Source organism: Ruegeria sp. K11 (genome assembly GCF_056531905.1).
Genome location: NZ_JBQFMP010000016.1, coordinates 39946 through 59005 on the forward strand (window position 1 = coordinate 39946; position 19060 = coordinate 59005).

The 19060-nt window shown below is 59.2% G+C and carries 18 protein-coding genes; 8 read left to right on the forward strand and 10 right to left on the reverse strand.

What is annotated here, in order from left to right; translation table 11 throughout:
• Positions 1-34: 34 nt before the first annotated feature.
• The gene (locus tag ACR0K4_RS19950; protein ID WP_480855439.1) at positions 35-1066 is read left to right on the forward strand and encodes an ABC transporter ATP-binding protein; all 1032 of its coding nucleotides are present in this window, start codon (positions 35-37) and stop codon (positions 1064-1066) included.
• Positions 1059-2051, forward strand: coding sequence for an ABC transporter ATP-binding protein (locus tag ACR0K4_RS19955; protein ID WP_480520882.1), 993 nt, complete (start codon positions 1059-1061; stop codon positions 2049-2051). Before ACR0K4_RS19950 ends, ACR0K4_RS19955 begins: the two co-directional genes overlap by 8 nt.
• On the opposite strand, the gene ACR0K4_RS19960 is transcribed toward ACR0K4_RS19955, so the two are convergent.
• Both ACR0K4_RS19960 and ACR0K4_RS19965 read right to left on the reverse strand, forming a co-directional pair.
• Positions 2048-3697 (reverse strand): amidase, encoded by a 1650-nt coding sequence (locus ACR0K4_RS19960; RefSeq protein WP_480855440.1) that lies wholly within the window; start codon positions 3695-3697, stop codon positions 2048-2050. The two genes, ACR0K4_RS19955 and ACR0K4_RS19960, sit on opposite strands and share 4 nt — an antisense overlap.
• A gap of 370 nt (positions 3698-4067) precedes the next feature.
• Positions 4068-4640, reverse strand: a complete 573-nt coding sequence (locus ACR0K4_RS19965) for a histidine phosphatase family protein (protein WP_480855441.1) — start codon at positions 4638-4640, stop codon at positions 4068-4070.
• 437 nt (positions 4641-5077) lie between these two features.
• Between ACR0K4_RS19965 and ACR0K4_RS19970 the strand changes: the two genes are divergently transcribed.
• Complete coding sequence (locus ACR0K4_RS19970) at positions 5078-6493, forward strand: tetratricopeptide repeat protein (protein ID WP_480520888.1); 1416 nt, start codon at positions 5078-5080, stop codon at positions 6491-6493.
• Between the two features lie 28 nt (positions 6494-6521).
• Here ACR0K4_RS19970 and ACR0K4_RS19975 read toward each other — a convergent pair whose 3' ends face one another.
• Both ACR0K4_RS19975 and ACR0K4_RS19980 read right to left on the reverse strand, forming a co-directional pair.
• Positions 6522-7349, reverse strand: a complete 828-nt coding sequence (locus tag ACR0K4_RS19975) for an LnmK family bifunctional acyltransferase/decarboxylase (RefSeq protein ID WP_480855443.1) — start codon at positions 7347-7349, stop codon at positions 6522-6524.
• A 22-nt stretch (positions 7350-7371) separates the two neighbouring features.
• Positions 7372-8535 (reverse strand): MSMEG_0568 family radical SAM protein, encoded by a 1164-nt coding sequence (locus ACR0K4_RS19980; protein ID WP_480855444.1) that lies wholly within the window; start codon positions 8533-8535, stop codon positions 7372-7374.
• Positions 8536-8900: 365 nt separating this feature from the next.
• On the opposite strand from ACR0K4_RS19980, the gene ACR0K4_RS19985 reads away from it, so the two are divergent.
• Entirely contained in the window at positions 8901-10283 is a 1383-nt protein-coding gene (locus tag ACR0K4_RS19985) for an aminotransferase-like domain-containing protein (RefSeq protein WP_480520894.1), read from the forward strand.
• A 20-nt stretch (positions 10284-10303) separates the two neighbouring features.
• Here the strand turns inward: ACR0K4_RS19985 and ACR0K4_RS19990 are convergent, their stop codons facing one another.
• The gene (locus ACR0K4_RS19990) at positions 10304-10930 is read right to left on the reverse strand and encodes a helix-turn-helix domain-containing protein (protein WP_480520896.1); all 627 of its coding nucleotides are present in this window, start codon (positions 10928-10930) and stop codon (positions 10304-10306) included.
• Positions 10931-11061: 131 nt separating this feature from the next.
• Between ACR0K4_RS19990 and ACR0K4_RS19995 the strand changes: the two genes are divergently transcribed.
• On the forward strand, positions 11062-12033 hold the full coding sequence (locus ACR0K4_RS19995) for an AIR synthase related protein (RefSeq protein WP_480855445.1): 972 nt from the start codon (positions 11062-11064) through the stop codon (positions 12031-12033).
• Between the two features lie 3 nt (positions 12034-12036).
• On the opposite strand, the gene ACR0K4_RS20000 is transcribed toward ACR0K4_RS19995, so the two are convergent.
• Positions 12037-12579, reverse strand: coding sequence for an MSMEG_0567/Sll0786 family nitrogen starvation N-acetyltransferase (locus ACR0K4_RS20000; RefSeq protein ID WP_480855446.1), 543 nt, complete (start codon positions 12577-12579; stop codon positions 12037-12039).
• A gap of 151 nt (positions 12580-12730) precedes the next feature.
• On the reverse strand, positions 12731-13372 hold the full coding sequence (locus ACR0K4_RS20005; RefSeq protein ID WP_480855447.1) for a hypothetical protein: 642 nt from the start codon (positions 13370-13372) through the stop codon (positions 12731-12733).
• A gap of 192 nt (positions 13373-13564) precedes the next feature.
• Between ACR0K4_RS20005 and ACR0K4_RS20010 the strand changes: the two genes are divergently transcribed.
• Genes ACR0K4_RS20010 through ACR0K4_RS20020 form a run of 3 tightly spaced genes read left to right on the forward strand, consistent with a single transcriptional unit; the run spans position 13565 to position 17350 of the window.
• Positions 13565-14569, forward strand: a complete 1005-nt coding sequence (locus ACR0K4_RS20010) for a carbamate kinase (RefSeq protein WP_480855449.1) — start codon at positions 13565-13567, stop codon at positions 14567-14569.
• The gene (locus ACR0K4_RS20015) at positions 14569-16164 is read left to right on the forward strand and encodes an acyl-CoA synthetase FdrA (RefSeq protein WP_480855450.1); all 1596 of its coding nucleotides are present in this window, start codon (positions 14569-14571) and stop codon (positions 16162-16164) included. Before ACR0K4_RS20010 ends, ACR0K4_RS20015 begins: the two co-directional genes overlap by 1 nt.
• 22 nt (positions 16165-16186) lie before the next feature.
• Positions 16187-17350: an MSMEG_0565 family glycosyltransferase gene (locus ACR0K4_RS20020; RefSeq protein WP_480855451.1), complete on the forward strand. Its 1164-nt coding sequence runs from the start codon at positions 16187-16189 to the stop codon at positions 17348-17350.
• Between the two features lie 97 nt (positions 17351-17447).
• On the opposite strand, the gene ACR0K4_RS20025 is transcribed toward ACR0K4_RS20020, so the two are convergent.
• The 3 genes from ACR0K4_RS20025 to ACR0K4_RS20035 all read right to left on the reverse strand — a co-directional run bounded on the left by ACR0K4_RS20025 (position 17448) and on the right by ACR0K4_RS20035 (position 19059).
• The gene (locus ACR0K4_RS20025) at positions 17448-18128 is read right to left on the reverse strand and encodes an energy-coupling factor ABC transporter permease (RefSeq protein WP_480855465.1); all 681 of its coding nucleotides are present in this window, start codon (positions 18126-18128) and stop codon (positions 17448-17450) included.
• A 115-nt stretch (positions 18129-18243) separates the two neighbouring features.
• Complete coding sequence (locus ACR0K4_RS20030; protein WP_480520909.1) at positions 18244-18732, reverse strand: MSMEG_0572/Sll0783 family nitrogen starvation response protein; 489 nt, start codon at positions 18730-18732, stop codon at positions 18244-18246.
• Positions 18733-18807: 75 nt separating this feature from the next.
• Entirely contained in the window at positions 18808-19059 is a 252-nt protein-coding gene (locus ACR0K4_RS20035; RefSeq protein WP_480520911.1) for a hypothetical protein, read from the reverse strand.
• Between the last annotated feature and the right edge of the window lies 1 nt (position 19060).

Sequence of the window (19060 nt, forward strand, 5' to 3'; positions counted from 1 at the left end):
CCTGCGGAGCTGTGCCCGGGAAGGAACTGTGCATTTGGCGGAGAAAATACGCAAAGAGAAGACGTTGGACCCCTTGCTCAGCGTGCGCGACCTGCGGGTGCGCTTTCGCACGAATGCCGGGATCGTGCGGGCGGTCAACGGGGTGTCCTTCGACGTTCTGCCGGGCGAGACGCTGGCCATCGTGGGGGAATCCGGCAGCGGCAAATCCGTGACCTCTCTGGCGCTGATGCGGCTGTTGCCCCAGCGCATTGCCGAGATTGAGTCCGGCTCGGCAATGTTTGGCAACCGTGACCTGTTACAGCTACCCGAAGCGCAGATGCGCGACATTCGCGGCGATGACATCGCGATGATATTTCAGGAGCCGATGACCTCGCTTGATCCGGTGATGACCGTGGGCCGTCAGATCGCCGAGGCGATCAGGGTGCATCAGGGGTTGAACCGCAAAGGCGCGATGGCCGCCGCGATTGAGGCGCTCGATCTGGTGCGTGTTCCCGAACCTGCCAAACGCGCACGGCAGTATCCATTTCAGCTCTCAGGCGGTTTGCGTCAACGCGTGATGATCGCGATGGCCATGTCGTGCCATCCGAAAATCCTGATCGCAGATGAACCCACCACGGCGCTGGACGTGACGATTCAGGCGCAGATACTGAACCTCATGGAGGAATTGCAGGATCGTATTGGCGCGGCGATCATCCTGATCACGCATGATCTTGGTGTGGTCGCCGACATGGCCGACCGTGTGGCGGTGATGTATGCCGGATCGGTTGTCGAACGTGCGCCTGTGGGGGTGCTTTTTGATCGGCCGCTGCATCCCTACACGCAGGGTCTGCTAGGATCGGTCCCCCGACTCTATTCGTCGCTTGAACTCGAAACCGCGCCGCGTCTGCAGGAAATCAGCGGCACCGTTCCCTCCATGCGCGAAGAGCTTACCGGATGCCCATTTGCCCCGCGCTGCAGTCAGGCCACCGATATCTGCCTGCGCGACGCTCCCGCTCTGCAAGCGGCCGGAACCGGGCATGAGGTCGCCTGCTGGAACGCTATCGCCCCCGAGATGGCCCATGCTTGATACTGGACGCACATCCGAACCTGTGCTGGAGGTCGACGGGCTGGTCAAAACCTTCCCGGTCAATCAGGGCTTGCTCGGCGGCGGTGGCGGCGTTGTGCGCGCCGTTGCTGGTGTCAGCCTGTCGGTCCGGGCGGGCGAAACCCTTGGCATTGTTGGCGAAAGCGGCTGCGGAAAGACCACGCTTGGCAAGACGATCATGCGGCTGTTGCGGCCGGATGCGGGGCGGATCACCTTGCAGGGCAACGACATCACCCATCTGGATGAGGCCGGTTTGCGCCCTCAGCGCCGCAACATTCAGATGGTGTTTCAGGATCCGTTTTCCTCGCTGAACCCGCGTCTTAGGAATGGCCGCATCGTGCGGGAGCCGCTTGAGATTCACGGGATCGGCACCGCATCCAACCGCAAAGCGATGGTCCTCGACGCCTTCGCGAAAGTCGGCCTGCGGGCCGAGCAGGCCGACCGTTACCCGCACCAACTGTCCGGTGGACAACGTCAGCGCCTAGGGCTGGCGCGGGCCCTCGTGCTGGAACCGTCGGTGATCGTCGCGGATGAGCCGGTCTCGGCGCTGGATGTCTCGGTTCAGGCGCAGGTTTTGAACCTGATGATGGATTTACAGCGCGATATGGGGCTAGCCTATCTGTTCATCTCGCACGATCTGGCCGTGGTCGAACATATCGCGCATCACGTCGCGGTCATGTATCTGGGCCGGATCGTCGAGATCGCGGACAAGCGCAAGCTGTTCTCGGCCCCGCAGCACCCCTATACCGAGGCGCTGTTGGCCGCCGTGCCGGTTCCGCGCCCGAGCGCGAAAGGCAAGCGCCAGATCCTGAGCGGCGATGTGCCCAGCCCTGTGAACCCACCCGCCGGATGCGCCTTTCACTCCCGCTGCCCGCTGGCCCAGCCCATCTGCGCGCAAACGCCTCCGGCGCTGGTGAGGACAGACGACAGCCACAGCGTCGCCTGCCACGTGCGCGCACCCGGCTAGAGGGTTGGACGTTCGGCGGCGACGCCTAGCTTTGCCTCAAGCGCGCGGCCAAGGGTGATCAGCCGCGCCTCATCAAACAGCCCACCCCACAGCGATATCCCCTGCGGTACGTGATAGGTTTGCGGCGCGGCGCCTTTCTCTTCCACAACAAGCTTGCCGTGGGCCAACGAAGGGTCCGATCTGGTTTCGGTCTGCAGGAAGCCCGCGCGCAGGTGCAGGCAGGGATGACCGGTGAAATTGGTTGCCACCAGCATCGGACCGGTCATGAACGGCCCGATCATCGCATCGACCTGCCCGAAGACATCGTCAAACACCTGCATCACCTTAAACCGCAGCCGGTCCAATTGCACGTGATCCACGGCAGACAGAAACCGCGCCTTGCGGAAGGTGTTAGGCCATGCGCCCGCGTCCTGCCAAACAAGCTCATCATCACGGTCGGTCAGGGTCAGCTCCTCAAACGCAGCGGCGGCTTCGGCGAAGAGGACGGACATCAGCGATCCGTAAGGCAGATCCGGCAGGGTCAGAGGGACCACTTCAACACCCAGACTGCGCATCGCCTCAAGGGCGGAATGATCCACCTCGGTCGCGCCTTCATCTTCGAACGCGGCGGGTAAATAGCCTACGCGCATGCCTTCGATTGTGGCGGTGGGGTCAAAGCCGAACGGCACGTCGATGCTGCTGCGGTCCTCCGGGTCGCCACCGTTGAGTGCGGCCAGCACCAGCGCGCAATCCTCGACCGACCGGCAAATCGGCCCGATCTTGTCCAGCGACCAGCACAAAGCCATGCCGCCTGCGCGGCTGACCCGCCCGAAGGTGGGGCGCAGGCCGGTGGTGCCGCAGCGTTGCGACGGGGACGTGATCGACCCCAGCGTCTCGGTCCCGATGGAAAAGCCGCACAGCCCCGCCCCCGTTGCCGAGGCCGACCCGGCGCTTGATCCGCTGGAGCCCTCTTCGGTGTTGAAAGGGTTGCGGGTTTTGCCGTTAAACCAGATGTCGCCATAGGCCAGCGCCCCCAGCGTTGTCTTGCCCAACAGCACCGCGCCCGCGGCACGCAACATTTGCACGATCCGGGCATTCCTGTCCGGCACCTGATCCTTATAAGGCGTGGCCCCCCAGCTTGTGCGGATGTCTTTGGTATCGAAGAGGTCCTTCAAACCATAGGGAATACCGTGCAACGGCCCGAGCCAGACACCTGCTCCAAGCTGCGCGTCCGCCGCGTCTGCCTCGGCCCGCGCAAGCTCGGGCGTGACGGTGACGAAACATTCCAGTTTCGGGCCCAGCCGTTCGATGCGGTCAAGATAGATGTCGGTCAGCCTGCGGCTTGTCAGATGACCCTGCCTGATCCACTCGGCCTGTTGGGTGACCGGGGCAAAGGCGATATCCTCGTCACTGTCCGGCAACGGCCCCGCATCGGGCAGTGCCCAAGGCCCGCTGGCCGGTTGGCGCGGTGGGACAAACCCGGGCAGGCGCGGGTCGAACCGGCTGGCCATCGGCAGGCTGTTCGGCAAAGGCGTCTTGCGCCGCTCCAGCGCCGAAAGGATCTGGCCTTCGAAATTGTCGAGCATCTGCGCCCGCTCGTCCGAGGTGTATTCGACCCCCAGCAGCGCCTCGGCTGCCGCAATCATGTCAGATGTAATGTCAGTCATAATCCGCCTTTTTCTGATGTTCTGTCGAAACGAATTGCTCTGCCCAGCAAAGGCATCGCGGCAAAGGTTTGGAGTTATTTCAGCCGGATCATAGGCGTCAGAACGGCGAGCCTGCAAGTCGGCAGACAGGTGAACGGTTCAGTCGCGGACTTCGCCCCTATCTGTCCGGTCGCGCACATGATCCCCAAATGCCAATTCACGCTCGGACTCTGTCCGTTTCGCCAGTTCGCGGAACTTGCCTCTCAAATCTGCTGCTACAGCGCGTTCTCTTTTTCAAATTGAAACTTCGCAACAGAACCTGAAAAACGCCGTACGATTGAAGACTGTTGGCATGCGAAAGTCCCTGTCGCAGAGGTGCGCAGGTCACATTCTATCCCGAAGGTCGAATTATTTTTTCTCTTCCGCGGAGCAGATGGAAAACACACCCTTGTTCTCGCGACAGGTTCACAATCTCTTTGCGGTCCAGACCCAGGCAAAGACCACGCATAACACTTGAAGTTGCGCCATGCGTGATCACTATCGCAGGGCGATCAAGGTCATTCAAAAAGCTTGATACTCTCTGTCGGATCATATCGAACGTCTCGCCATCTGGGCTTCCAAAGCTAAGCGTGTCTTCATCAGATTGGCCACATAATTGCTCGCGTATTTCTTCTTTGGTGCACCCTTCCCAGGATCCGAAACTAATTTCTTGTAACCGGTCATCCACGATGAGCCTGTCTTCAAATTCAACGACCAGCCCAGCAGTTTGTAATGCACGCCCAAGTGGGCTGACGAAAACGTCTTCCGGCAGGTGACTGAACCCGGTCAGGAGTTTTCTCTGGTTCCTGGCCTGCTCCTTCCCCTTTTCGGTTAGCGGGGAATCCTTGCGGCCTTGCAAGCGGCCTTCGCGATTCCACACAGTTTCGCCGTGGCGCAATACGAACAACTCGGGGTGATCTACCATTCATCTTCCTGCGCTAGTGTTAACCCGGCTCAATATTGGCTGAGTTAATTATACGAATCTGAACGGAGACGCGTACTCAGCACAAGACCCGATTTACTACAGTGATCTTCAAGCCCGTACTTTTACAGCAATATTTCGGATTCAAATATACATGTTTGATACGCACAGGCGAATGGGGTTTTCGCCCGAAAATTGTAATATTTGCCGTGCAAAATACAGAAAATGAGCAGTCATCTAACACGTTCGTTCACGTTTTGGAAAAGACTGTACTCAGCGACGTTCAGCCTATGGCATACAGACCTAAATCGAGCGTACGGGCACTCATAACGCGGGGTGTGGGTGCACTGGATGTGACCGGTTGTCATGCCAGTGAATACTACATCCCATCGTCGGTCGAATTGAAAATGAACGGCAAAGCTAGCAGACAAGGATAAGTCATGGCTCTAGATCACTCGAAAGGCGCATCGTTTTTCATGAAAGACATCCGTGGTGTCCCGGTTTCATACCCGGATGCTGCGGCTGCAGAGGGTCTGGAAAAGGCAATCGAGTTATCTTTGTCCTTTCGCGGCGATCCGATCAAAACCATTGATGATGTGCTTGCCGAACACCCTAATTTCATAATGGGCTGGCTGTTTAAGGCAGGCTGGCTAACCCAATCGATGGAAACCCGTATCTACCCTCAATTCATCGAAGCCATCACCCGGGCCGAGCGTTTGTCTGGTAAGGCCAATTCCCGCGAAAAGGGTCATTTGTCAGCTGTCAAAGCCTGGGCCGCCGGCGATTTCTTTGGTGCAGTTCAGATTTGGGAGGACGTTCTGACCCAGTATCCCAAAGATCTGTTTGCCCTTGGCCTGATTCACTACACCATGGTTTTGCTGGGCGACGTCCCGGGACAGCGTGATGTGGTTGCGCGGGTCTTTAATCTGTGGACCGACGACATTCCCGGGTACGAGTTTGTTTTAGGGTTCTACTCTTTTGGCCTGGAGGAAAACCGGGATTTTTCCCGGGCCGAAGATATGGCACGGCAGGCATTGGAAATACGCCCTGACAACCCTTACGCGGTTCATGCAGTCAGTCACGTGATGGAAATGCGTGGGCAGCAAGACGCGGGCATCCGCTTTATGAAAGACCGCGCAGGTGTGTGGGGTACGTCAAACTTCGCCAACCATCTTTGGTGGCACACCTCGCTCTACCACCTCGATCTTGAGCAATATGACGCGGTTTATGACATCTTCGACAACCATCTGGATTCGCGACGCAAGGATGGCAACAAATACGAAGAACTCGACGCAGCGGCTCTGCTGTGGAGGATGAATCTTGCAGGCCAGGAATCCGGCGACCGCTGGGTGCATCTGGCAAACAAATGGGAACCAGCAGCGCAGGATACTCTGTACGCGTTCAACGATGTGCATGCGATGATGACCTTTGCGTCGGATGATCGGGTGGACGCGCAAAAACTGCTGATCAACGCGAACAAGCGGTATCTGGAAAGTGCATCCGACGCGAACGCCGCGATGAGCCGCGAGATCGGGATGCCGTTCTGCATGGCGATCCAGGATTTCAAGCGCGAAGACTATGACACATGCGTCGAGCGTCTGCTGCCGGTGCGTTATATGACCCATCGTCTGGGTGGAAGCTTCGCCCAGCGGGACATCATCGGCTGGACTCTGCTTGAGGCCGCGTTGCGCTCAAAACGCTATGACCTAGCGTTGGGTCTGGCCAACGAGCGTACCGGATTGAAACCCACTTCGGTCCAGAATTGGCGTGCGGTGGCACGGGCCCTGAAAGGTCTGGGCGATGCCAGCGGGGCTGACCGTGCCGCGGCCAAAGCCGACGCACTGGCATCGGCCTAACGCGGTTTCCGATCGACAATCGGAATCGTCAAATCACGCCCGGGGTATCCGCTTGAGCAAGGGCGCGCTGCACAGGCGCGGCCTTGTGCTGGTTTGACATGGTGCTGAGACTGCGGGCAATGCACTTTTGGTCGCTTGACCGCGTCATTGCCGAAGTCACCGTTCCTGCGTTCCGACCGGATGCGATACAGGTCCACTCGAAAGGATCGACATTCCCGAAATAGGCGATCTCGCGGCTGGCGAGTGGGATATTTGCCGTGACTTCGGGATATTCGTACCGCCTGAACAACTGCGAGAAATTGGCGAAATACAAAAATCTGGCCGCGTTGAAGTCGACCGCCGGATTCACCAGATGCCGGTGAGTGCTGATCAGATCACGGTCATCATGGGCGCGCAACTGGCGAAACCGCGACCGCGTATCTTCAAGCTGTGCCTCGCCAAAAGGTTTGGATTGGAACGTCATCGACGTCTTTCCGAACCGTGCGTTGCTGCGCCCCAGAACCGTGGAGAGGGTCGACATCATCCGGGCAGTGGCAACCAGCCCGGAGCCGGCTTTGGAATAGGTGGTTTCGGTAATGAAAAAGGGCGGCTTTAATGCGCATGGATGACAGACAACGGAAATCTCGTCATCCTCGGAAACAGAAATTTCCCTGTTATAGGTCAGGGCTGTATAAATGAAACTGGCGTAGATGCGATGCCCCTGGGCCGAAACCCATTCCGAGGGGCGCTTGGCCGTCAGTGTCGCAATCCAGTTCCAGTGCAGATTTCCCGCATGGGTCAGGCAGAAATGCTCGGACAGGCCAAACATGTCAAGATGCGGCATCCCGGCGGCGAAACTGTCGTGACTTGCAAGCATCCTGACACATCCCCGTCTTGTGTTATCCCGCCTTCGAGACCTTGAGCTTTTCATACAGAGACAGGGCGGAACAGGCGCCGCATTTGGCGCAGCCTGCGGCCATATCTTCGGACCGAATGCCGCTTTCGCGCAGCATGCGACCGATGGGCATCAGAATCTCGTGCATGAATCCGGCGGACGGGGATGGATGACTTTCCATCGGTGTGCCCGAGATCGGAATAAAAGGCACCACAAAGGGATACACGCCGATCTTGATCAGGCGTTCGCTCATGTCGATGATCTGGTCCTGAGTGTCCCCCAGACCGGCCAGAATATAGGTTGAGACTTCGCCCCTTCCAAAGACCTCGACTGCCGCTTCAAAGGCATCAAAATAGCGTTCCAGCGACACTTGCGCCTTGCCCGGCATAACCTCGGCGCGCACCTCTTCGCTGACGGCTTCCAGATGCATCCCCAACGAGTCGATGCCCGCGTCTTTCATGCGCTGGAACCAGGCGTCCGTGTCCGGTGGTTCGCACTGGCCTTGAATCGGCAAGTCGACGCGGGCTTTGATCCCTTCGGCGCTTTCGCACAGAATGCTGGCGCCCCGGTCCTTTGTCGGCGGGGTGCCTGTGGTCAGGATCATCTGGGTCACGCCATCCAGTTCAACAGCGGCTTTTGCCACCTCACCCAGCTGTTCCGGGGTCTTGCGTTCGATGGTCCGGCCTGCGGCAAGCGACTGACCGATCGAGCAGAATTTGCAGGTCTTGGTGCGGCTTTGGTAGCGGATGCAGGTTTGCAGAACAGTGGTGGCCAGAACGTCCCTGCTGTGCAGAGCGGCAATGTGGGAATAGGGAATGCCGTCTTCCGTGCTGAGGTCATAGAATTTCGGGCGGAACGGGAACTGGACCCGGCCCACATCGATCCCGTCGCGGCGCACCCGGCTGTTGCCTTGTGCATCCGGCGCACCGATCACATAGGGGCTGCTGAAGGCCGGAGCGGTGTGAACGGGGATCATGACCGTCTTGTTGTTGATCGTCAGCGCCGTGTGATCCGAGGGCCCTGCCCCGCCCCGGCGGCTTTCACCGCTGTTTTGGGGATCGACAAGGCGCACGCCGTTTGACTGCAGCTCATTGATCAGCTCTTCGCCGGACAATGGCCTTGCTGGCGCTGCCACCTGTGATTGATCATAGCTTGGTGCGACGCTCATTCTTGGTTCCTCCCGCTTCGACACAGGGCAGACCGAGCACGTCGTCAATCCGTCACAGGCGCTCAAAACACCTACTAAGATCAACTGTATCCACCCTTGGCAGCTCGCGGGGTTCTTCGCCCCGCCGCCACATTGATTGCGGCCATTGGCCGCTGCTTGCACGGACGCTAGACCAATCAATTAGACCTGTCAATTGACTATCATCGTTAAATATATTTCGGATAGATATCAGTTTATTTGCTAAATAATTGAGCGATAGTGTGAAATTGTAGCCGAAAACTAAAAAACTTGACCGCAGTGCATTGACGTCAAAGCGCGATACAATCTACAGTCAATTTGCAAACAACTGATGGAATGACGCATATATGGAAAACTGGGTCCCGACGCTGAGCGACAATGGAATTCCGCGCTATATGGCTCTGGCGGATGCCATCGCCGAGGATGTGCGTACCGGGCGTCTTTCGATCGGCGAGCGGCTTCCGCCGCAGCGCGAACTTGCCGAGCGGCTGTCATTGCACTTTACGACCGTGGCGCGCGGCTATGTCGAGGCCAACGCCAGAGGTCTGATCGAATCGAAGGTCGGACGGGGGACTTTCGTCAGCAAGCAAACCCGGGGCGAGGATCACATTTTTCCCGACCGGCCCGCCGATCTGTCGATGAACCTGCCGCCTGAGCCGCTGGATCAGGATCTGTCGCGCAAGATGCGTCTGGGCGCGGAACATGTGGTGGCCGATGTTGTATCTTTGCTGCGATATCAGGGCGTCGGCGGGGGCGAGGCCGACAAACAGGCCGCTCTGACATGGCTCAGCCGCAGGTCGATGTCGCCCAAGCAGGATCGTCTTTTGATCGTGCCCGGCGCGCAGGCCGCTCTGGACGGTATCCTGCGGGTGCTGACCAAACCCGGCGAGACTATTTTGTGCGAAGAGATCACCTATCCCGGCATCCGGTCGCTGGCGGCGCAGCATCGCCTGAACCTGACCGGGTTGAAGATGGATCGGGACGGGATCGATCCGCAGGCGTTTCAGGATGCCTGCGAAACCCTTGCGCCAAAAGCCTTGTATCTGAACCCGACGCTGCAGAACCCCACCACACTGACCATCCCACTTGAACGACGCCGCGAGCTGGCCGCCATAGCGCGGCACTATAACGTGCCGATTCTTGAGGATGACGCCTATGGATTCATTCCGGCACGGGGCCAGCAGCCCGCCCCGATTGCCTCGATCGCGCCGGAGATGACCTGGCATATCGCCGGCCTGTCAAAGTGCATTGGTGCCGGGTTGCGGGCAGCTTATGTCCTGGCCCCCGACGTGCGCAAAGCCTGGCCGTTCCTGTCAGCCATCCGCGCCTCGACCGTCATGGCATCGCCGCTGACCGTCGCCATGGCAACCAGATGGATCGAGGACGGAACCGCCACCAGTATGCTGCGCGCCATCCGGAACGAGACCATCGAACGCAACAAGCTGGCCAAAGCGATCCTGCCCGAGGGCACGTTCCGCAGCGACCCGCTGTGTTTCAGCATTTGGCTTGAACTGCCGCAGCCCTGGACGCGGACCGCCTTTGTCGAACATATGCGGTCAAAGAATATCGGGGTCGTGGCCAGTGATGCGTTTGTGGTGGATCGCGCCGCGCCCGAAGCTGTCAGAATGTGTCTGGGCGGCCCCGCAACGCGCGGACAGATAGAGGCCGCACTGGGCTTTGCTGCCCATGCGCTGACGGAATCTCCGGCTTTGACCTCGGCCTTTCTATGACGCCCGGCTCGGCCCAGACCCTATTCGCCGCGCAACGCCACCCACACCAGCTCGGCATCGGTGTCACTGATGTTCTTCCATTTGTGCGGAAGCTCACCGCTGAAATGCAGGGAATCCCCTGCGGACAGACGGTATTCGGTCTTGCCCACCTGAAACTCGACCTCGCCCGACAGCACATGCACAAGCTCTTCGCCCGAGTGGCGCAGAAGCTTGCGGCCGCTGTTGGCCTCGGGTTTCATCACCGCAACCGCTGCAGCCGCGCGAAACTGCTGATAGGGGCCGGTAATCCCCTCGAGATGAAGCCCTTTATGCGGGGTGAACACGATGCTGCGGTCATCGCCCTTGGTGCACAGAACCGGTTCCGGCAGATCGTCGCTGTCTTCGATAAAATAATTCACCGAAACGCCCAACGCATTGCTGAGCTTGAGCAACGTGGTGATGGTCGGAACCATGTCGCTGCGCTCGATCTTGTGGATGGCGGGTCCGGACACATCGCTTTTGGCCGAAAGCTGTTGCAGCGACATGCCCTGCTCGCTGCGCAGGGCCAGCAGTTTCTGACCCACGCGGCTTACGATCTTTTCCACATCGTTTGTATTCGTGGCTGGGCGCGCCTTGTCGCTCGCCCCGTTCTTTTTGTTTTTCTGCACCCAAATCTCCGAATTCGGTCAATTCTTTTCAGCCGGTCCGGACCGCGGACCACACGCGATACCCACGTTCCAGCCCTGATCGCCGCACCGATCACTATACGTAACATAACCCTCAGTTTCCGAGATACAGCATGACACATGAAACCAAAAGCCCAATCGACCAACTGGACGCCATTGCCGAGACCGTTCGGGCCTATGCCGGGGTCACGGGAAAAAAGGCGATCAACGGGGCCAGTCGCTTTGTCCGGTCGGATGATCCGATTCATGGCCCCGGCGATGACGGGGCCGTGGTCGATATCGACGGCAAGCATGTCATTGGCTGCGGCGAGGCCATCCTGCCCGCCTTTTACCAGATGGACCCCTATGGCGCAGGCGTGGCGGCCGTTCTGGCCAATGTGAACGATGTTGCCGCCATGGGCGGCGTTCCCAAAGGCATCGTCAATACGGTCGTTGGCCCGAAAGAGACTACGGATATCGCCATGCAGGGTCTTCAGGATGCGGCGGACATGTATGATGTGCCCATTATCGGAGGGCACCTGACGCAGAATGCCGACACCTATGCGTTGTCGGCTTTTGCCATGGGGCATGCTGAAAAGGTCCTGTCGATGGCGCATGTGCAGCCTGGTATGGCGCTGTTGTTTGTGGGCTGCCTGAACGGGCATATGCGCGAGGATTTTCCGTTCTTCACGTCGCTGGACACGCAGGGTCCGACGTTGGCGCGGGATGTGCGCCTGCTGGCGCAGGTTGCAGCATCGGGTGCGGCGCTGGCGGCCAAAGATGTGTCGATGGCCGGGTCGCTGGGGTCGCTGGCGATGCTGCTGGAATATTCGCGCTGCGGCGCAGAGCTGGATATGACAAAACATCCGATGCCCGACGGGGTAGACCCGGCGCGCTGGCTGATCTCTTTTCCGACCTATGCGTTCTGGCTGGCGGTCGAGCATGACCGGATCGCGGAATGCGTCGATCTGTTCGAAGCCCATGACCTGGCCTGCGCCCATGTGGGTGACACCACAGCCAGCCCGCAGATTGTTCTGAACACGCCCGACAAAAGCCTGACCCTGTTCGATCTGAGCCGTGAAAGCATCACCGGCTTGTGGGATTAACCCCTAGACCGCAGGGCACAGCGGGGTCTGCTGCTGCTGTGCCACCCATTCCATCGCCAGCTCCCCCGGGCGCCCGGGCCACTCCAGCGGCGGGGCAGTCGTCAGGTCGAACAGCATGGGCTGATGCGGGATTCCGTATGACAGCGTCTCGGCCCCGTCGCAGGTCCAGCCCAGCCGCAGAAAGAAATTGACGTTGGGCACCTGAACGCTTGCCTCCATCACCAGCCCGCCGCGCGCGGCGGCGGTGGCGGTTGCAAAGCGGACGAGATGACCGCCGACCCGCATGCGGTGGCGTTTGCGCACCGCCAGACGATCGCCTTTCCAACGGCCCGCGTCATCCAGCGGATACAGCCGCACCGCCCCCGCGCATTCGCCATGGCGCGCGGCGAGGGCATGGACCACTTGGGGATTGTCGTCGTTTTCATCGACATCGGTCAGGGTCAGAACCCCTTGTTCAACCACAAACACACGATGACGGATCGCATAATGGGCAGCCAGATCGTCGCCCCGTTGGGCGGCCCATACCGGAATCTGTTCCTCTTGCATGCTGGCCACCTTTCATTTGATTCCCGCAGACACGAGGGATCACCCCATACAATCGTGGCTGCCCGGGTCACGACGGACGGTACCGCCCTGACCCGTGTTGCGACCATATCACAGCGCGGCTGTTCCGTCTACAATAGTAAACAATCGCGCATCACTCCCCGTGCTCGCGTATTTGTGTCCGCAAGGCATCCCGCGCCGCAATCAGTTCCTGGACCGTGGAGTAATCCTTCCAGTCCGCAAACCCGGGTTCGGCATCCTCCAACTGGCCGGTGTCGCGATCCAGCCGGACAACGGAAAGCGCATACAAGATGCCCGCACCGGATGGTTCAGGTTGGGTGATTGTCACGATGGCCAGGCCCGAGGCAAGGTCCATCTCGGTGCAGCTATACGGGTCCAGCAACCCGTGCGCCAGATCGCCGGTCTCGCTGAGGGTGGCCCAATTCTGACCGGCCTCGCGCGCCTCAGCTATCGCGGCTGCAAACTTAGAAGCTTGCTTTTCCTCGGTAATTTTCCTTTCCCGCATCGCAAAGGCCGCACCCGATATTTTGGCATGCGGCAGAGAGTTCGGATCAAAACCAGCCACATGAGCGGCCCTGACATAAAGCGTCTTGGCGTCTGGCCAGGCTGCATGCAATGCCTCGGGCGTTTCAAACTCGACCAGAACATCCGACACGGCCCGGATCGCAGTCACGATTTGTTTGTATTGCTCAGGGTCCATGGCCGACATGGAAAACAGTTGCTGTTCACACTCGACCCAGAATTGCCTTGGGTGTCCGGTTGCGGAAACGTTCATACGGTTGAACCTCTTGTTTTTGATCCGCCACCCGAGAGCGGGACCCGGGCGGATCACATTTGTCTTGTGTCGGATAGGATACGATGTTAATTATCCGAAAGGCTAATTCACTTTACTACACTCCGAAAACCGACGCCAGTTGTCAGTGCAGTTTCGGCCCGGAAAAGGTGAATAAACGATGGGAGGAACGTCGTGCACAAAACAGCAGTCGTCGCGCTGGGGGGCAATGCCCTGACTCAGGAAGGTCAGGATGGCACCCAGGAAGAACAGTATGCCAACGCAATCGCCATGGCCAAATCCGTGCGCTCACTGTTGCGGCAGGGCTGGAAGATTATCATCGTGCATGGCAACGGACCGCAGGTCGGAAATCTGGCCATCCAGCATGAGGAAGGGGCCAAGCTGGTCCCGGCCCAGCCGCTTTTTGCACTGGGGGCCATGACGCAAGGCGCATTGGGCAGTCTGATTTCACTGGCGCTGCATGAGATCTGCGGCGACGAATGCTCGGGCATCGTTTCGGTCATTACACATGTGGTTGTCGATCCCGATGATCCGGCGTTCGAAAACCCGACCAAGCCCATCGGACCTTTCTTTTCCGAAGCCGACTCCGAGGCCTTCGCGGAAAGTCGCGGGTGGACGATGGTTCAGGATTCGGGGCGCGGTTACCGCCGTGTGGTCCCCTCGCCCGAGCCCCGGGCCACGCTGGAGGCCGCCGCCATCGCCCAACTGACAGAGGCGGGCAATATTGTTGTCGCTGCGGGCGGCGGCGGAATTCCCGTCATGCAGGAGAACGGCGTGTACAGGGGCGTGGACGCGGTTGTTGACAAGGATTTTGCCGCCGAACGCATTGCCGATGCGGCCAATGCCGACGCTCTGGTGATGGTAACCGGGGTGCCCACGGTGATGCTGGATTTCGGCAAACCGACGCAGCGCGCGGTGGAACATCTGTCGGTGTCCGAGGCCAAACAGCACCTTGAAGACGGACAATTCCCGCCCGGCAGCATGGGTCCCAAGATGGAGGCCGCAATGAAATTCGTAAACGGCGGATCAAACCCGGACCGTTTGGCCGCGATCACCACGCCCGAGCTTGTCTATGGAACACTTTCGGAAACCTCGGGCGGTGTGGTCGATGGCGGAACCGGGACCTGCATCACCGCGGATGCCGTATCGACCGATCGCTCGAACAAGGAAGTCGCCTAATGACCACCAGCCTCATTTCCGTTCACCAAAACGCGTATAAAGACAGCGTCAAGCTTCTGGAGGCAACTCGTGCTCTGCTGAGTGCCGAAGGGTCCCAGTGGGGCTGGGCGTTCATGGCCACCCCCGCAAACATCAAGATTGCGGTTCAGGCCGGAGCATCAGAAGGTTTGGACAGCGCGGGTGCCAACGATCTGGTTCTGGCCGTGCGGGCAGATGATGAGAGCGCGGCAAAAGCGGCGCTTGAAACCGCGTCGGGCGTCCTCTTTGACGCAGCGAGCTCTGCGGATGGCGAAGAAGAAAAGATCGCCCCCGATCTTGCCTCTGCCGTGAAAGAGCAGCCCGAATCCAACTTGGCAATCGTTTCTGTTCCCGGAGCCTATGCGGCGCTCGAAGCTCACAAGGCCCTGACGGCAGGCCTGAACGTTCTGCTGTTCAGCGATAACGTGCCACTCGAAGACGAAGTCGCGCTGAAGAAACGCGCGCAAGAGTTGGGTCTGCTGGTGATGGGCCCTGGCGCGGGTACAGCTATGCTGGGCGGAACCGGTCTGGCCTTTGCAAACCGTGTCAACAAAGGGTCAGTTGGGGTGTTGTCGGCGGCAGGCACCGGCGCGCAAGAGGTCATGAGCCTGCTCGACCGCTGGGGCGTTGGCGTCTCGCATGTGATCGGCCTAGGTGGCCGCGATCTGTCACCAGAAGTCGGCGGGCTGATGGCGCAATCGGCGATCAAAGCCTTGGATGCAGACCCCGAGACCAAAACCATTCTGCTGGTATCCAAGCCGCCATCGAAAGATGTGGCGGAAATGCTGGTCAACCTGCCCAAGAAAGCAATGGTCGCGGCGTATATCGGCCTGCAGGACAAGATTCCGGCAGCCTTACACATCAAGGTGTGTAACACGCTTGAACAGGGGGTACGCGATACCCTGCCTTTCCACGGCGTCAAAGTGCCTGAGATTGTTGGCGACTTGCCTGACCGTTTGGAGAAGATCATTGATGGGCTGGAACCAACGCGTGCCCGCCTGTCTGGCCTCTATAGCGGCGGCACCCTGTGTTACGAAGCCATGACCATCGCGACCCGACGGATCGGGCCAATTCATTCGAACATCCCGCTGGACAAAAGCTGGACCTTGGAAGCGGCACCACCGGATGCTCATATCTTCCTGGATCTTGGCGAAGAAGAATACACCGATGGCCGCCCGCATCCGATGATCGATACCGAAGCCCGAATCGAGTTCATGCGGCAACAAATCGGTGATCCCTCGCTTGCTGCCGTTCTGCTGGATGTGGTGATCGGAGACGGCGCACATGAGGATCCGGCCAGTGTGCTTGCCCCCGTCGCAGGCGAAATCGTCGCCTCTGGTGTGCCGGTCATTACGTATGTTTTGGGTACTGAAAGCGATCCGCAAGGATTTGAAAAACAACGCAAAGCCTTTGAGGATGTCGGTTGTATCGTGACCGAAACCGCCGCACGCGCGGCCTTGGCCGCCTGTGCGTTGGTCAAGCGGGATGCATCGATTGTGGCTGAAGATCTCTCGACGCCATTGCAGACCACAGCAACCGATCATGCCGCTTTTGCCAATCTTGGGGCATCGCACTAAATCATGTTGAAAACGGTGTGATATGAAACGGTCGTTTCCTCGGGTCGCTCTGACGACCTATTCGATCAAACCTCGTGGCGGGGTTGTCCATACACTGGAACTGGCAGAAGCCCTGCAGCAGGCCGGGGTGGATGTAACGGTCATCGCGATGGGCGAGCCTGACGCAGGCTTCTTTCGCGACCTGTCCGTCCACTACGAGATTGTCCCGACGCCCGAGTGGCGTGATGCACTGGAAGATCGCGTCTTCAGCTGGATCGACGCGATGGAGGCCGGGCTGGCCGCCATGGGCGACCGGTTCGACATTGTCCACAGTCAGGATTGTATCTCGGCCCGGGCGGCCGCGCGGGTGCGCGATGCGGGGGGCGGGTTCAAGCTGATCCGGACGGTGCATCATGTCGATGACTTCACGACAGAGGCGCTGATCAATTGTCAAATACAGGCGATCCTTGAACCGGACGAAGTACTGGTGGTCAGCAAGCTGTGGCAGGACATTTTGCGCAAAGACTATGGTGTCGAGGCCAAAATTGTCACCAATGGCGTCCGTGCGGACCGGTTCGCGCAAGAAATCAGCGCGCAGAAACGCTTGGACCTGCGATCGCGTGCCGGTCTGGCGAACGGGTCAGCAGACCGGTTCATGTATCTGACCGTCGGCGGGATCGAGCCGCGCAAAGGCAGCCGCCATCTGATCGACGCGCTGGCCAAACTGAAGGCCGAGCGCGACGACGCACCGGTTCTGGCGGTGATCGGCGGGCATTCTTTCCAGGATTACCGCGCCTACCGCGAGGATGTGCTGGGCTCACTGCCCGATCTGGGGTTGGAACTGGACAAGGATGTGGTCCTGCTGGGCACCATCGATGACGATGAGTTTCCGCAGTGGTTCGCAGCCGCCGATGGCTTTGTGTTCCCGTCGGTCAACGAAGGCTGGGGGCTGGTCATTCTGGAGGCGGCCAGTGCCTCCTTGCCGGTCGTGGCGTCAGATATCGATGTGTTCCACGATTTTCTGAGGCATGATCAGGATGCCATTCTGACCAGAACAGCGGATGTGGACTCGCTGGCATCCGGCATGGCCCGCCTGCTGGATGAACCGCACACCGCCGAACGGCTGGCCACCAACGGCCCTGAATTGGCCGCGCGCTATAGCTGGGCGAATACGGCGCAGCAACATATTTCGGTGTATAGCGGCTAATAACAATTTCACATTTGCCGGATGCTACAACAGAAAATGGCCTGTCGATTTATGCGGCAGGCCATGTGACATTCTAATTTGGTTGAAGAAAAGAACGTCAAACCGCTCTGTGATACAGCCGTTGCGCTACCAGGCCCGATCCGTCCAGTCCGCGCATTGCCTTGGCCGTCGCCAGAACCGCAAGATCAATCAGCGGCTCGATCAGAATGACCAGCATGTAGCTTGCACCAAAGGCAGTGACAGCAGCAATGTTGGGTGCAGCAAAACCCTGACCAAAGAACGCCCAGAAAGCGACCCAGGCGACAACGCCACCCTGATAAGCCGTCGACAGCGCCAGTGTCTGTTTATAGGTCAGATCAACATAGGCCGTCTCGGGCGCTATGATCCGTTTTGCCATCGCCGACACCGCAAAGAGCGGCACGAGCAACGTGGTCGTGTTCATGAAATACTGCGGCAGGTCGGCCGGGGCGAACAGCGCGCTTTGCGCCAACAAACCCAATGCCAGCCCAACTGCGGCGGGGCCTGCACCCAGTATCAGAAACAAGGTCGATCCAAGTATAAAGTGAACCTCGGACACGCCAACCGGGTATTTCGGAAAGACCTCGAAGAAAACAAAGACCGCAGCAACCGCCAGCACCGATCGGACCACAAAACTGACAGCTCCGTTGTCGCGCATTGTATCTGCGCAGAGTTTCAGTGAATAGGCAGCCGCGCCGGCGGCGGTCGCATAAGACAGCGCCAGTTTTGCACCAACGACGACTCCGGGTTCGATGTGCATGTTCAGTCCTCCGATGTTGGTTGATGGGCCGCCAGGACAGCCGTGCTGTCCCTCGGCCAGGGCGGGGCGGATGGTCATGCCCGCCGCCCCGTCTGACAGATTCAGATGACCGGGATCACAACGTCCAGGTCGAGAAGACCAGCGCGCGCTCACGATAGGCCTGAATGTTGGCATCCAGAACGTCCAGCGGGTTAAAGGCCTTGACGCCGGGGATCAGGTCATCCTCGCGCATGCCATACAGCGCACCCATCGCAAAGCGGCAGGCATAGACGGTAGCGCCTTCGTCGATCAGGGTCTTGAGCTGGCGGTTATATCCCAGATTGCCCGGGAACGCGTCATTGCCAACAGCCGGATAGCCGCGCGCAGCGGACGCCATCAGAACGCCGGGGCCGTACAGGATGAACGTCAGTTCAAAGCCCTTGCGCTGCAGCCGTGTGGCCGTCAGCATGTTCACCAGACCGACCGAGCCTTCAAACGGAACTGTGTGCATGAAGACATAAGCCTTGTCGCCTTCATTTGCCTTGTGATCGGGAAAGATCTTCTCTTCAACGTCAAAGAGAATATCACCTTCCTTCGGCGCGTCGATTTTAACAGTTTGAGGCATTTCAACTCCCTTGTTGCAGTTGTGTTTAGTTTGAATGTCCCGAGAAAGAGCGCCTCTCGTGGAACCTGATCGACCCTACTGCCTGAAACGGAAGTTTTTGCGGGGCCAGTGTTTTTTGTGGCTGCCGGGGATGGCATCCATGAACCATTTTTTCATGCCCCAGGGCATCATGTGGTAGATCGGAATGATCAGCTGACGCCAGAACCTGTCTTTCAGCCCACGCGGTTTGTTGGGCGGGTTCAGGCCCGTGCGGCGGGCCATCTTGTCCTGCGCTTCGCACAGCAGATAATGTTCAGCGTTTTCACGTAGCCATTGGGAAAACGTCATC

Bases quoted from the DNA above. Each gene is read 5' to 3' on its own strand.
- ACR0K4_RS19955 (WP_480520882.1), top strand. From the start codon at position 1,059: ATGCTTGATACTGGACGCACATCCGAACCTGTGCTGGAGGTCGACGGG.
- ACR0K4_RS19960 (WP_480855440.1), bottom strand. From the start codon at position 3,697: ATGACTGACATTACATCTGACATGATTGCGGCAGCCGAGGCGCTGCTG.
- ACR0K4_RS19965 (WP_480855441.1), bottom strand. From the start codon at position 4,640: ATGGTAGATCACCCCGAGTTGTTCGTATTGCGCCACGGCGAAACTGTG.
- ACR0K4_RS19970 (WP_480520888.1), top strand. From the start codon at position 5,078: ATGGCTCTAGATCACTCGAAAGGCGCATCGTTTTTCATGAAAGACATC.
- ACR0K4_RS19975 (WP_480855443.1), bottom strand. From the start codon at position 7,349: ATGCTTGCAAGTCACGACAGTTTCGCCGCCGGGATGCCGCATCTTGAC.
- ACR0K4_RS19980 (WP_480855444.1), bottom strand. From the start codon at position 8,535: ATGAGCGTCGCACCAAGCTATGATCAATCACAGGTGGCAGCGCCAGCA.
- ACR0K4_RS19985 (WP_480520894.1), top strand. From the start codon at position 8,901: ATGGAAAACTGGGTCCCGACGCTGAGCGACAATGGAATTCCGCGCTAT.
- ACR0K4_RS19995 (WP_480855445.1), top strand. From the start codon at position 11,062: ATGACACATGAAACCAAAAGCCCAATCGACCAACTGGACGCCATTGCC.
- ACR0K4_RS20000 (WP_480855446.1), bottom strand. From the start codon at position 12,579: ATGCAAGAGGAACAGATTCCGGTATGGGCCGCCCAACGGGGCGACGAT.
- ACR0K4_RS20005 (WP_480855447.1), bottom strand. From the start codon at position 13,372: ATGAACGTTTCCGCAACCGGACACCCAAGGCAATTCTGGGTCGAGTGT.
- ACR0K4_RS20015 (WP_480855450.1), top strand. From the start codon at position 14,569: ATGACCACCAGCCTCATTTCCGTTCACCAAAACGCGTATAAAGACAGC.
- ACR0K4_RS20020 (WP_480855451.1), top strand. From the start codon at position 16,187: ATGAAACGGTCGTTTCCTCGGGTCGCTCTGACGACCTATTCGATCAAA.
- ACR0K4_RS20025 (WP_480855465.1), bottom strand. From the start codon at position 18,128: ATGCACATCGAACCCGGAGTCGTCGTTGGTGCAAAACTGGCGCTGTCT.
- ACR0K4_RS20030 (WP_480520909.1), bottom strand. From the start codon at position 18,732: ATGCCTCAAACTGTTAAAATCGACGCGCCGAAGGAAGGTGATATTCTC.
- ACR0K4_RS20035 (WP_480520911.1), bottom strand. From the start codon at position 19,059: ATGACGTTTTCCCAATGGCTACGTGAAAACGCTGAACATTATCTGCTG.